8 protein-coding genes and 1 CRISPR repeat array are annotated in these 13,605 nt (G+C 67.9%); of the genes, 7 read left to right on the forward strand and 1 reads right to left on the reverse strand.

Going from position 1 to position 13,605, the window contains the following annotated elements:
- Window positions 1-11 precede the first annotated feature (11 nt).
- The 7 genes from K8640_RS33750 to K8640_RS33780 all read left to right on the forward strand — a co-directional run bounded on the left by K8640_RS33750 (window position 12) and on the right by K8640_RS33780 (window position 12,397).
- Window positions 12-3,398 carry a serine/threonine-protein kinase gene (locus tag K8640_RS33750; protein WP_223750834.1) on the forward strand — a complete coding sequence of 1,129 codons (3,387 nt, stop codon included), beginning with the start codon at window positions 12-14 and terminating at the stop codon, window positions 3,396-3,398.
- 14 nt (window positions 3,399-3,412) lie between these two features.
- Complete coding sequence (locus K8640_RS33755) at window positions 3,413-4,228, forward strand: sigma-70 family RNA polymerase sigma factor (RefSeq protein ID WP_223750835.1); 816 nt, start codon at window positions 3,413-3,415, stop codon at window positions 4,226-4,228.
- Window positions 4,228-5,088, forward strand: coding sequence for a serine/threonine-protein kinase (locus K8640_RS33760; protein WP_223750836.1), 861 nt, complete (start codon window positions 4,228-4,230; stop codon window positions 5,086-5,088). Before K8640_RS33755 ends, K8640_RS33760 begins: the two co-directional genes overlap by 1 nt.
- 56 nt (window positions 5,089-5,144) lie before the next feature.
- Entirely contained in the window at window positions 5,145-6,011 is an 867-nt protein-coding gene (locus K8640_RS33765) for a CBASS oligonucleotide cyclase (protein ID WP_223750837.1), read from the forward strand.
- An 88-nt stretch (window positions 6,012-6,099) separates the two neighbouring features.
- Window positions 6,100-7,914 (forward strand): SAVED domain-containing protein, encoded by a 1,815-nt coding sequence (locus K8640_RS33770; RefSeq protein WP_223750838.1) that lies wholly within the window; start codon window positions 6,100-6,102, stop codon window positions 7,912-7,914.
- Window positions 7,915-7,930: 16 nt separating this feature from the next.
- Window positions 7,931-9,406 (forward strand): SAVED domain-containing protein, encoded by a 1,476-nt coding sequence (locus K8640_RS33775; protein WP_223750839.1) that lies wholly within the window; start codon window positions 7,931-7,933, stop codon window positions 9,404-9,406.
- A gap of 435 nt (window positions 9,407-9,841) precedes the next feature.
- Window positions 9,842-11,679: direct repeats of the CRISPR family, unit length 36 nt; unit sequence CCGCCGCTCGCCGTGATGCCGGAAGGCGTTGAGCAC.
- Between the two features lie 148 nt (window positions 11,680-11,827).
- Complete coding sequence (locus K8640_RS33780) at window positions 11,828-12,397, forward strand: imm11 family protein (protein ID WP_223750840.1); 570 nt, start codon at window positions 11,828-11,830, stop codon at window positions 12,395-12,397.
- Between the two features lie 18 nt (window positions 12,398-12,415).
- Here K8640_RS33780 and K8640_RS33785 read toward each other — a convergent pair whose 3' ends face one another.
- Window positions 12,416-13,336 (reverse strand): hypothetical protein, encoded by a 921-nt coding sequence (locus K8640_RS33785; RefSeq protein WP_223750841.1) that lies wholly within the window; start codon window positions 13,334-13,336, stop codon window positions 12,416-12,418.
- Window positions 13,337-13,605: the final 269 nt, after the last annotated feature.

Below are 13,605 nucleotides of genomic sequence, written 5' to 3' on the forward strand. Positions count from 1 at the left end.
TTTCGCATCCCATGCTCCGTGCTCCGTCGTCCCAGGTTGGTCCGTTCCGGTTGCTGCGGCAGTGTGGCTCCGGAGGCATGGGTGAGGTGTTCGAGGCCGTCAACGAGAACACCGGACAACTGGTGGCGCTGAAGCTGCTGTCCCGGGACGCGTCGAGGGAGCCGCAGGTCGTCGCGCGCTTCCTCCAGGAGGGGCGCGCGCTGGTGAAGCTCGACCTCCCGGATGTGGTGCGAGCCTTTCATTGTGAGAAGCAGGCGGACCAGGTGTTCCTGGTCATGGAGTTGCTCGACGGCCAGGACCTGCGGAAGTGGATGGGTAGGCACTCGGGACGCGTGCCGCGCGAGACGGCCTTGGCCCTGTGCGCGCAGGTCGCGCGAGTGATGGCGGAGATCCACGCGAAGGGCATCGTCCACCGTGACCTGAAGCCGGAGAACGTGTTCCTCTGCACTGACGCGAGCTCGGCCCTGGGATATCGGGTCAAGCTGCTGGACTTCGGCATCGCCAAGCTGCCGCCGTACCGTGATGACGGAGTCGCCGCGACCCAGGTCCATACGCATGAGAACGTGCTCATCGGGACCTATCACTACACGGCACCGGAGCAGCTCCGGAGTGCCTCCTCGGCGAAGGTCTCCGCAGACGTCTACTCCCTGGGGGTGATGTTGTTCGAGTTGCTCGCGGGGCAGCGGCCCTTCGAGTCGGAGGAGATGGTCGAGGTCATCTCCGCGCACGTGAACACGCCGCCGCCCTTCCTGGGGCAGTTGGCGCCGACGATTCCGGGGGCGCTCGCGACCTTCGTGGCGTCGATGCTCGCGAAGTCGCCCGAGGAGCGCCCGACGATGGCGCGGTGTCGCGACATGCTGCTCCGGCCCTGGGCGCAGGAGCAGGACGTCTGTCCCGTGCCGGGGCTGGCGTCCTTCAATGAGTCGCAGGCGGAGCTGTTCTTCGGGCGCGGGGCGGAGACGCGCAGGGTGCTCGAGTCTCTGGACGAAGCACGCTCGGGAGGGCGGCGCTGGGTCTCGCTGGAAGGGCCGAGTGGTGTGGGCAAGTCCTCGCTGCTGCACGCGGGCGTGCTGCCGAGGCTCCGTGAGCCACCGCCGCCAGGGCTGCCGCGCTGGGTGGTCGTCGTGGCGAGGCCGTCGTATGAGCCGGTGCGGAGCCTCGCGAAGGCGCTCGTGACGGCCTTCCCCACGCGGGATGCGGATGCGGTGGAGCGAGGGCTGCGAAGCGGGCCCGAGGGCCTGCGGACCTTCGTCCAGACGAACGTTCCTGAAGACAGCTTGATGCTGCTGGTCGTGGAACCGCTGGAGGAGCTCTTCACCTCGGGGAGCGCCGAGCAGTCGGTGCTGGATGGGCTGCTTGTCACTGCCTTGTCCGGGGAGGGGCGGCTGCGGCTGCTGACGTGCTTGCGCAGCGACTTCCTGCACCGGCTGGAGCAGCTGCCGAGGCTTCCCCACCAGCTTCAAGAAGCGATGCGCTTCCCGCTCTTGCCGATGGGTGAAGCGGCGCTGAAGGAGGTCGTCGAGGGGATGGCGCGCCAGGCGGGGATGCAGCTCAGTGAAGGTCTGGCGGAGCGGATGGTGCGCGACGCGAAGGGAGAGGGCGGCGGGCTGCCGTTGCTCGGGCATGCGCTGCGCTCACTGTGGACCTTGAGCGGCGGCGCGCCCCTGACGCACGAGCACTATGACCGGATGGGAGGCGTGGGCGGCGCGCTGTCCCAGCAGGCGGAGCAACTGCTGGCGAGCCTGGGCGAGCAGGGCCGGGAGCGTGCGAAGTGGATCCTGCTGTCCCTGGTCCAGGTGGGACGTGGCGTGCAGGACACGCGGAGACCACGCCCCAGGAGCGAGGTGTTGGCGGAGGCGGGAGGTGATGCACTCGCCGAAGAAGCGTTGCTTCGCCTGAGCGGGCTGTCCGGGGTGGCGGGCGGTGAGCCCGGACCTCGACTGGTGCTCCTGTCCGGAGGGGCCGAGGTCGAGTCCCAACGTGTGGACCTGGTGCATGAGACGCTGTTGCAGCGGGTCCGCTCGCTCGTCGCGTGGCTGGAGGAGGAGCGGCGAGAGCTGGAGGTGCGCGCGGACGTCGAGGTCGCCGCACGGAACTGGGAAGAGGCCGCGCGGCCGAATGAGTGGCTCCCTCGGGGAACGATGCTGACGCACTACCAGGGCGGTGTCGGCACCCCTGGACGGGGTGCCCATCGGCTGAGTCCTCGCGCGAACGCATTTCTCCAGGCCGCGAGCTGGTTGGAGCGGCGTCGGGTGTGGACCGGCCGCGCATTGGTGGCCGCGGCTTCATTGGCCGTCGTCGTGATGCTTGGAGTGACGGTGCAGGCGTGGGAGCAGCGCGAGCGCGCCGACCAGAACCTCCACCGCATCATGAACTCCGCGGAAGGCATCGTCTCCGACGCGGACTGGGAGCTGAGCTGGATTGCGAACACGCTCGAGGTCCGGCGGGCGTTGCTACGTGGCTTGTCGGACTCGCTGGAGGGGTTCTCCGAGGAGGAGCAGCAGCGGCGAGAGGTCCTCTGGCAACGCATCAAGCTTGCCCACCGGATGGCCGACCTGAGCTTCCTGAATGACACGCTGCAGGTCGCAGGTGCGCACCTCCTCCAAGCAAGGAACCTCCTGACCCAAGGTGAGGCGCTCGGTTTTGGAGACGAGGGTTACCGCATGCAGTGGGCCTTCAATCAATCGAAGCAGGGCAAGGTCGACCTGGCGGCGGGGCGATTGTCCGAAGCGCGAGCCCTCTTCCTGCAATCCGTCGAGTATTTCGAAGCGCAGCGTGCTGCTGAGCCTCGCTCGGTCTCCGGAGACCGGGACTCCGCGGTGGGCCTCAGCGAGCTGGCGGACCTGGAGCTCGCCGAGGGGCATGTGGAGGGGGCCCTGCGCTGGATCGAGCGCGCCGTCCCGCTGTTCTCCACGCGGGACCCTGACTACGGCGCGGCGCTGTACGCGCAGGGCCTGGCGTATCAGGCGGAGGTGATGCGACGGGCGGGGCGCCTGGCGGACGCGCACCCTCGATTGGATGAGGCCATGAGGCTCATGGCACAGGAGGCGAGCACGCATGCCGGGGACCATCACCGCAAGTGGATGCTGGAGTGGGTCCGACTCTGGAGCGCGAGATTGGCCTCTGACGAGGGCCGCTGGACGGACGCAGCGGTGGGCTACACGGCCGCGGTGACTTCCGGGCGCGAGCTGGTCAGGGGGGAGCCCACGAGCAAGCGATTCGCCCTGGCGCTCCTGGAAGCCCTGCGTGGGGCCGAGGCGTTGGCGCTTCGGCGAGGGGATTCTGACCAGGCGGAGGCACTGCGCAGGGAGGGGTGTGCGCTGGTCCATGAGTTCGTTGCGCGCGACCCGGAGGACGTGCGCTTCAAGGCCCTGGCGTGCGAGAGTTTCAAACCGTGACGTGGGGGATGCGCATGGCCGAGCCTTCTTTGTCGGAGTGGTCTTTCGAGGCGCTGTTGCAGCGGGTTCGAGAAGGGGAGAAGGCCGCGCGGGACGAATTGTGGAGCCGTTGTCTGCGACAGGTGTCCCAGTGGGCCGAGAAACAGCGTGCCCAGGTCGAGAAGGTCGGCGCGCGTCCTTCGGACGTCACCCAGGACTCCCTGCTGAAGGCGTTTCAACAGCTCGACCATTTCCAGGGGACCACGGAGCGGGAGTGGTGGGCGTGGCTCCGTCAGATCGTGAGGAACGAGGCCATCGGGACCTATCGACATGGCACCCGGAAGCGGCGCGACGCGACGGCGACGGTGTCGCTGGATGGAGAAGAACTCCTCGGCGTGAAGGCGCAGGAGCGCAGCCCGAGCCAGGTGACGGCACTCCAGGAAGAGTGGCGACGCCTCATCTCCGGCTTCCAGTGGTTGGAAGGTCATCAGCCGGACCAGCACCAGGCCCTGAAGATGTTCCATCTCGATGAGCACCCGGTGAAGGCCATCGCGGAGCACATGGGCAGGACGCCCAAGGCGGTCGAGAGCCTCATGGGGCGTGGGGTGCGCGCCTTGCGTGCCTGGATGGCGGATGAACCAGTCCTGGAGGACCCGCTCTCCACCGAGGCAGCCGCGGAGCGCAACGAGGTGGATGCGGCCTTCTCCAAGTACCTGCGGCGCCTGGAGACAGGAGAGACGGTGGAGGTTGAAGCCTTCGTGAAGGGCTACCCGGACTGCGAAGAAGAGCTCCGGGGCATGCTCCACTGGATGGACCAACTGCGTGCCTTGGACCCATCCAGGAAGCGCTGATGCCGCTCCACGGGATGCAGTGGGGGCGCTACGTCATCGACAGCCTCGTCGCGGTGGGCGGGTCGAGTGATGTCTATCGGGCTCGTGCGCTCGATGGGGATGGCTGGGTGGCGGTGAAGACCCTGAGCCAGAGCGCGAGCCTTCAGGCGGAGCTGGTCGCGAGGTTCCAGAACGAAGCAGAGGCGCTCCTGTCGCTGAGCCATCCGTATCTGGTCAAGGCGCTCGAGATGGGCACGCCCACGGAAGACGGGCCCCCCTTTCTCGTCCTGGAGTGGCTCCCGGTGAGCTTGCATGAGCTCCTCGCGCGGCGAGGTGGCCGACTGTCGTTGGAGGAAGGTGTCCAGGTGCTGCGCCAGCTCGCGCAGGTGCTCCACTTCCTGCACGAGAAGGGCGTCATCCATCGAGACCTGAAGCCCGAGAACGTCCTCATGGCTTGTTCCGGACCTGCCGCACTGGAGGTCCGTCTCACCGACCTGGGCCTGGCGCGCCTCATCCCGGGAGAGGGGGCACAGGCTCCTTCGCTGTACGTGTCCACGGCGAGGGATGCGCTGCTGGGGACGGGGGAGTACATGGCCCCCGAGCAGTGGACCAGTCCCAAGGGCGTGGACGCGAAGGTGGATGTCTATGCGCTGGGGGTGCTGGGCTTCCGTCTGCTGGTGGGCGCGCCTCCTTTCAGTGCGAGTGAGCGTTCGGGGTTGTTCTTCCTGCATGCGCTCAAGCCCCCGCCGCTGGCTCTCCTGGAGGGATTGGCTCCCGAGCCCCTTCGTGTCCTGCTCGGAGCCATGCTCGCGAAGAAGCCGGGGCAGCGGCCCGAGATGGTCGACGTGGCGAGGACCTTGGACTCGCTCGCGAGGGGCTGAGCCCGGTCTGGCGTCCTCTCTTCCGGAACGGATTTCCCGCGTGGGAGAGGTGCGACATGTGGACCGTGGAGCAGGCGATGCAAAGGCTCGTCGAGGAGCAGGAGTTGACTCGCGCCGAGCGTGACAACGTGACGCGGCAGCACGAGGTCGTGCGCGAAGTGCTGATTCGGCGGCTGCCACTGTCGGAGGTGTTCCTGTCGGGCTCGTACAGCCGGGGGACGGCGCTGCGTCCCTTGCACGACGTGGATGTGTTCGTCGTGTTCGACGCCGACCGCCAACCGAGGGGGCAACGGGAGCCTGACGCGTTGCTGGGTGAGGTGCGGCAGGTCTTCGAGGCGGAGTGGCCGGGACGCGACTCGCCGGCCCTGCAGAGACACTCCCTGCGCATCGACTTCTCCTCGGGAATCAGCGTCGACATCGTGCCGGCCTACACGCGAGGACCCGGGGGCTATCTCATTCCCCAGCGGGACACGGGCGCCTGGATTCAGACGAACCCGAAGGAACACCAGGCCGCCTGTGCCCAGGCGGACCAGGCCGCGAGAGGTCGACTCAATCCCCTCATCAAGCTGGTGAAGCAGTGGAACCGAGCTCGGGACAACAGTCCGCTGCGCTCCTTCCACCTGGAGGCGATGTGCTACTCGGCGTTTGCGTCGCCGCCCGAGGGGACGCTGCTGGAGCGACTCGAAGCCTTGTTCCGGCACCTGTCGGAGCGCGTCATGCAGACCTGCCGTGACCCGGCGAAGCTGGGCGTCGCGGTGGATGCTCGGATGACGCAGGGACAGAAGGAGGCCGCTCGCAACCTGTTCCAGAACGCCATCCGGGAGGTGCGCCTCGCTTCGCAGGAGCGCACGTCGAACCCGGAGCAGGCGCACCAGCGCCTCTCGACGCTGTTCGGGCCCGTCTACCGCAAGCGCGGCCCTTGAGCTCCTCGTGGGAAAATGAGCGGGCTCGCGAGGGGTCCACTTCGCGTTGGCGTCTTCCTCGGTGGACGACGTCAACCGAGGTGCGCACATGTCGAACGTGGAGCTGTCCATCAATCGCAGGACCGAGGCGCTCATCCTTCGTTACGAGCACGACCGGCCCGTCATCGAGGACGCGGCACGCCAGACGCTGACGCGTGAGGGGCTGGAGGGTTATCGCGACGTGGCCAGCGCGGTGCTCCATCCGTACGACGAGAGGCTCAGTGTGCGCTCGCTGCGGGGGGAGGAGTGGGCGGGGGCCTTCCTCGAGAACGAGCGGTTCGCGAGCGCGCTCATCGGCAAGGAGAAGGAGCTGGGGCTGGACCACCTGCCGGTGTACCTCTTCGGCTGCGCGCCGCTGGAGCTGATGCTCCACCTGGCTTCGTGCCTGCCCCGACGTCGCCTCCGGGTGTACCAGCAGTCCGGGAGCGGCGAGTGGTCGCTCGGCTTCGACCGGACGATGGCCGCCGCGTCCGAGGACTTCCTCGAGGTGGAGGGGCTGCCGAAGGCGAAGCAGGGCGGCTCGGGCGTGGTGGCGCTCGTCGTGGAGGTGACTCGCGCCATCGGCGACCAGGCGCTGGAGGCGTTCCGCAGGAAGCATGGCGCGAACCTCCTGGCCGAGGTCCGCGTGCGCCCGGTGCGTGGGCCTGGGCCGGCGGCCATCCAGAGCCCCGCGGAGGTGTCGCGCGCGGCGGAGCAGCTTCGCGGTGTGCTCGGGGATTTGCACGAGCGGCTGGGCGGCGCGACGTCGATGCTGCTGGCGATGGACTGCCCGGGGAGCTTCGCCGCCGCGCTGGGCACGGCGGTGAACGTGAACACGCAGCTCCCGCTGTGGCTCCACCACTACGACGCGGACCGGAGGCAGTACCTGCTCGTCCAGGAGATGAAGGCCGGACGCGCCGCGCCCCTGGCGGTGGAGTACACGACCGCGCAGTTCGCGGTGGCGGCGAAGGTCCTCGGCGAGCTGCGGAAGGTCCACCAGGAGTTGGTGTCCTGGTTGTCCGAGCCCGCGCAGCAGGACCTCCTGTCGGAGCTGAGCGAGCAGGACCGGACGCACTTCGTGAGCGGCTCCGTCGAGGATGCGCCGTCGACCGGACCCATCGAGATCTACCGTCACTTCGAGGGCAAGTGGGGCTTCGACGTGGGGATGTTGCTGGCCCTCAAGGAGCTGAAGGACCGCGTGGGCAGCGAGGACTGGAAGGAGTGCGTCCGGCTGTACATGGTCCACGAGGTCTTCCACGTCCAGCAGGGCGGGCTGACCTCGTACACGTTCAGCGGGAGCGGGCGCACGGGCTTCGTGCTGGAGGCGGCGGACTTCGACGCGGACGCCATCGCAATCGAGGTGGCCTTGGCGTGGCGTAAGTCGAAGCAGGAGGGGACGGTGGCGGACGACGGCGAGACCCAGACGATGGAGCGCATCATCTGGAACGCGATGGAGAGCCTGCGCATGTTCGAGCCGGAGACGCCCATCCGGACGCTCTCCGAACGACGGCTGCGCCGCTACCTCATCTGGATGTTCCAGGTGTGCCGGCTCAGCGCGCTGAAGTTGACCGCTGCGCGAGGCCCCGCGCCGAAGCTGGAGCGCGCGACGGTGGAGATCGCCGGCCTGAAGACGTCGCCGGACCCGTTCGAGACGTACTCGCAGCAGCGGGTGGACCTGCTCGACGTGGACCTGAATGACGAGCTCATCACGGGGGTTTACTTCCAGCGCAAGCTGGTGCGAGACCCGGATCGTCGCTGGGTGAAGCGCGTACTCGAGGCGCTCAGCCGATGGGGCGAGCAACCGCGCGAGGACGCGCAGGACGGGATGCGGCGGCTCTTCGAGGAGTTCTTCAACCGTCATCGCGAGCTGGCTCAGTCCCGCTGAGGGAGCGCGGCCCGCCATGGGAGAACAGAGCGCATCCCGGCTCGAGGGAGACCGGTATCAGTACCTGTACGCCTGGCACGAACTGCTCCGGCTGCTCGACGCAAAGTGTCCCTTCGAGCACGGCTATCTGGAGCATCCCGAGGCGGGCTCCGCGGACGACGTGACGCTGCACGCGCGGGAGGGCTCGGGCGTGGCGAGCCGCTTCGTGCAGGTGAAGTGGCACGTGGACCACCGTGAGGTGTACTCGCTGGACTCACTCACGGAGGTGCAGCGCGGGAAGGGACGCCCGCTGTTGCACAAGCTCTTCACGAGCTGGCGTGCGCTGCGTGCCCGAGGGCCCGTGGAGGTGTGGCTCGTGAGCAACTGGGGGGCGGAGGAGCGGCTCGGGCGCTACCTGGTGGGCCGGGACCACTCGCTGGCGCCGGCGTTCTTCTCGGAGTCTCGGCCTGGTGCGTTCGGAGAGGGGGGCTCGCGGTGGGCCGAGCGGTGCGAGACGACGCCGGAGGAGCTGGCGTCGTTCCTCGGGGACCTGCGCTTGCGGTTGGGGTTCGCGAGCATCCGGGACCTGGAGGAGCAGGTCGACTGGCGCATGGACGGGCTCGGGTTGCGGCAGGGCGTGAACCCGAGGGCCATCGTGCTCGATGGGATGCGCGAATGGGTGGAGCGCTCGGGGGAGGTGAAGCGGGTGACGCGCGAGTCGCTTGTGGCGTTCCTGCGGGCCCGGGAGCTGTTCGCGCCGCGGGAGGAGGGGCCCACGGTGAGCCTGTGGGTGCATGGGTGGGCGCGGCGCAGGTGGGAGGGGCCGCCGCCGACCGAGGAGCTGGATTGGACGGGGTGCTTCGAGCGGGACACGCGGCGTCATCCGGAGGAGGCGGTGTGGAGTGAGCGGCTGTGGCCGGAGCTTCGGGCGGCTCGGAAGCGGCTGATGGAGCGGGCGGAGGGGGCGCTGGTGGATGTCCGGGGGAAGGTGCCGCTGAGCGTGTCGCTGGCGGTGGGCTCGCAGTTCTCGGAGGCAGCGGGCTTCCGATTCCGGGCCGAGCAGTTCACGCGGGGGGAGACGTTCCTGTGGCGCTCGGACGTGGGGGCCTCGGAGCGGAGGCTGCGCGCCGTGGAGCGCGAGGGGGCGCCGGAGGGGCAGGCGTTGCTCGTGGTGTTCCAGCTCACGGGGGACGCGGGGGCGGAGCGGGAGCGCTTCGAGGTCGAGCACCCGGGGGTTCACCGCGCGGTGCTGGTGCTGGAGCCGGAGGAGGGGACGGGGGATGGGGCAGTGCGCTCGGCGGGGGACGCGGTGGCGTTCGCCGTGCAGGCTCGGGAGCTCATCCGTCGCGCGCGGAGCCAGTACCGGGTGCGGACGACGCACCTCTTGCTCTACGCGCCTTCGACGTGTGCCTTGTTCCTGGGACAGCGGCTCAACGCCGTGGGGCCCGTGGTGGTGCATGAACTCGCGCTGGATGGACGGTATGTGCCCGTGCTCACGGTGCAGACGGGGTGAGGGGCCGTGCGCCTTGGGGAGGGGGTGTGATTGTTGTTGGAGGTGTCTGTCTTGAAGGGGGTGGCGTGGTCCTGTCTGTAGGGCGCGGTGCTGTCATGGGTTTTCGGGGTGGGCGTGAGGAACTTCGCTGAGTGGAGGTGGTGATGGTGCGGGGTGGGGCGAAGGAGCGTGCGGGCGAACGATGTGTGGGATTGGACATTCAAGCACCTCGGCGTGGCGAGGGCCGCGGAGCTTGAGCTGGGTGAAAAGCCGTGGGGTGACGCGGGGGGGCTCTTTGACAGGTGAATAGGTGCTTGAATGGGGAGTGGGTGAGGGATTTCAATGGGTTGGGTGATGTGGGATGTCGCGTTGGCGTTGGAGTTCGTGGACAGGGTGGGGGGTGCTTGAAAACGGGGGTGGTAAGAGGGCGGAATCGTTTGGGATTCCAGGGCGGCTCCGCCGCTCGCCGTGATGCCGCAAGGCGTTGAGCACGAGTGCTTGCCCAGCACCTCTCCGAAGTCGCAGTCCGCCGCTCGCCGTGATGCCGCAAGGCGTTGAGCACTCCTTCTGGTCCATCGCCTGGGCCGCATCCGCCAGCCGCCGCTCGCCGTGATGCCGGAAGGCGTTGAGCACGCCCAGGCGGGATAGGGGGCACTGCCGGCGCTCATGACCGCCGCTCGCCGTGATGCCGGAAGGCGTTGAGCACTCCCCGTGGCGAGCCCAGAGGGGAATCTCCCCGGCCTCCGCCGCTCGCCGTGATGCCGGAAGGCGTTGAGCACATGCCGATGAACTGCCCCATGTTCGAGCGGGGCAACCCGCCGCTCGCCGTGATGCCGGAAGGCGTTGAGCACAAGAAGTTGTCCACCTCCGGGAAGCTCACGCCCACCGCCGCTCGCCGTGATGCCGGAAGGCGTTGAGCACTCGGTGTTGTTGCACGTCATGTATCGGGTATCGCCCGCCGCTCGCCGTGATGCCGGAAGGCGTTGAGCACAGTGCCCCCTCGGCCAGCGAGGCACCGAGGTCGAGCACCGCCGCTCGCCGTGATGCCGGAAGGCGTTGAGCACCGTCCTGTTGATCCAAATGCCAAACAGCAGCCACAACCCGCCGCTCGCCGTGATGCCGGAAGGCGTTGAGCACCGCTTGGCGTTCGAGAGCAGGGTCGGCGTGACGTTGCCGCCGCTCGCCGCGATGCCGGAAGGCGTTGAGCACTTCTTGTGTATTGGGTAGAGGCCAACGGCGGCCTCGCCCCGCCGCTCGCCGTGATGCCGGAAGGCGTTGAGCACTTTAGCCTCTGATTCATCATCCACTCAAAGGCGTTGCCGCCGCTCGCCGTGATGCCGGAAGGCGTTGAGCACGAATGCTTCTTCGTGCACTGCTCTCCCTTGAGAAACCGCCGCTCGCCGTGATGCCGGAAGGCGTTGAGCACAGGACTTGGTCGATGCTGATTTCCCGCTCGCTGTGCGGCCGCCGCTCGCAGTGATGCCGGAAGGCGTTGAGCACCGGCATCCAGTCTCGTCATGTGCTCCCTCCGGTACCGCCGCTCGCCGTGATGCCGGAAGGCGTTGAGCACCGGGCCCTGCGCGTGCGGCTGCTACTGGAGGAGGTGCTCCGCCGCTCGCCGTGATGCCGGAAGGCGTTGAGCACTTGTCGTCCATCATCCCCGAGAGGGCCTCCCACTTCCCGCCGCTCGCCGTGATGCCGGAAGGCGTTGAGCACTATGGGCCGGCCCTGACTGCGCCGGCATCGCCCGTAGGCCGCCGCTCGCTGTGATGCCGGAAGGCGTTGAGCACAGCGACTGGAAACCATCGTTAGCCAGCAGGAAAAGCCGCCGCTCGCCGTGATGCCGGAAGGCGTTGAGCACACCTGACAGAACGGGTAGCGGATGGTCTCGAACGAGCGCCCCCGCCGCTCGCCGTGATGCCGGAAGGCGTTGAGCACACCGGAATCTGACCGGTCGAGTGCGTGAGGTCCGTCGTCCGCCGCTCGCCGTGATGCCGGAAGGCGTTGAGCACCTTGACCGGCCGGAACTGCTTGCCTCCGTGGGTCCGCCGCTTGCCGTGATGCCGGAAGGCGTTGAGCACATGTCCCACGCGGCGCGGAAGTACTGCACTGAGTACCGCCGCTCGCCGTGATGCCGGAAGGCGTTGAGCACTGGGGGGCCTGCTGGACGACAACGTCGCCGATGCCGCCGCTCGCCGTGCTGCCGGAAGGCGTTGAGCACCTGCGCATCGTCGCGATGACGTGAGCCGGGTAGCTGACCGCCGCTCGCCGTGCTGCCGGAAGGCGTTGAGCACGTGGCGACGTCGTGATTCATGCCGATGCGGCTCCGTCGCGGCCTGTCGGGTCGCGCTCGAGAGGGAGCTTGCTCGGATTGTGCGGGATCTCGTAAGGGAAGGGTCCAAGCTGCGGAAGCTCGTCGTGAAGGGCGCCGAGGAGTGAGTCGTGGAGCGACGGTTCTTCGATTTGAACTCGGACGAGTACGTCAAGGGGCGCTGGTATCTCGGGGACCCGACCCATCTGGACGGCGGGGAAGTTGAAGACGTCTGGCGGTTCTCGGACGGTGTTCCCGTCGAACTCTCCGAGAGACTGCGCGTGCCGGTGCGCACGCCCGGAACCGCGCTCGATATCGAGTTCGCGGGAGTGGGCCTCGTGTCGATTGTCTCCGCACGAGTCGCGTCAGTCTTCCGAGAGTTGGCGCCCCACGACGTTCAGCTCTTCCCCGTGGAGGTCGAAGGGACGAGCGAGACCTGGTTCCTGCTCAACGTGGCCAGACAGCTCCGCTGTATCGATGACGAAGCCTCCGAAGAGGTCCAGCTCCGCACCGCGGAGGACTATGATGACCGGATTGGAGAGTATGGCTCCGTCATCGGGTTGCGAATCGACAAGTCGAAGGTCGGCGCCGAGAAGGTGTTTCGATTGTGGGGTTGGCGTGTACCGCTCATCGTCGACGAAGAGGTGAAGGATGCCTTGGAGGCGAACGGCATCCTGGGGGGACGCTTCGACGAGGTTTGAGGCCGGGAGGTCACAGCCTCAGGGCAGCGTCACCGGGACGGACTGGAGCGCTCCACCCGGGATGTCCGTGGGGAGCATCAGCTCTGGGCGGCCCCCGGGCGTGCCTCCGTTCTTGTACGTGTTGAGCTGCCCCGAAATCATCCACTGGCCCGGCTGGCCCCCGGGGCCCTGGGCGTAGTGGATGAAGGGCGTGGAGCCCGTCGGGAGGTTGTGCTTGCCGGTGGGGTGCGAGTAGTCGCTGGGCGTGTAGCTCCCCGCGGGCTTGAGGTTCGGGTGCTGCGACAGGAAGCCGTCCAGCTCCGCCTTGCCGTTCTTCGAGTAGTCCGCGTGGTGCAGGAAGGACAGGTTGTTGTTCTTCGTGTCGTGCAGCGCATGCACGGCGCAGCCGTTGAGCGCGCCCGTCACCACCATGTTCGGCTCGCCGGGACGCGGATGCAGCGGCACCCCCTGGATGCCCGCGAACTTGCCCTCGCCCGTCGAGAGGTAGTGCATGTAGTGCGCCGGGACGCCCGGGCTGCCCGCGGGCGAGACCGACAGGTTCGTGTTGTTCTGGTACTTGTGGGCGTTGAGCGACACCAATGAGTCGCTGGCGTTGACGAAGGGCTTCTGCGCGGTCGGCAGCGCCACGCCCTGCGGCGCGCCGCCCGGGAACATGTTGTAGGAGTTCAGGACGTTCTGCCCCGCGTGGCCCAGCGGGTTGGCGCCGAACGACGAGGTGACGTCCTTGCCCGGCTGCTTCGTGGGCGGGGTGTTCACCTTGCTCGACGAGGGCTTGCTGCCCTGCGTGTCGAACCCATCCTGCACGGAGTTCAGCTTGGTGGGCGCGGGCTTCGTCTCGACGGGCGGCGGGGCGCTCGGCTTGTTCGCGCCGCTCCCAGTGCCCGAAGGGCCCTTGGTGCTGAAGGGGTTCTTGAAACCGCCGAGCTTGATGCCTTTCACGGAGAGACTCCTGTTGTCGAGGGGATGGATGGCGCGTCGAGGGTGACTTGCAAGGCTCCAAGGCAACTTCCACGCCAGCCGGGTCTCCTTCCTGAGCTCTCAGGAAGCACTGGCACTTGTGGAGAAAGGGACCCCGCCCCGGCACACGCCGGCTGATGTCTCCTGTCCATCCCCTGATGTCTCCAGTCACCACCTTGAGGCCTGGACGCAGGGGGCGGACCGATGACCAGGGTGCCTGCTTCCGCTTCATTGTCCTGGTGCCACAAGGA

This window comes from Myxococcus sp. XM-1-1-1 (assembly GCF_020037095.1).
In the GTDB taxonomy this organism is placed as follows: domain Bacteria; phylum Myxococcota; class Myxococcia; order Myxococcales; family Myxococcaceae; genus Myxococcus; species Myxococcus fulvus.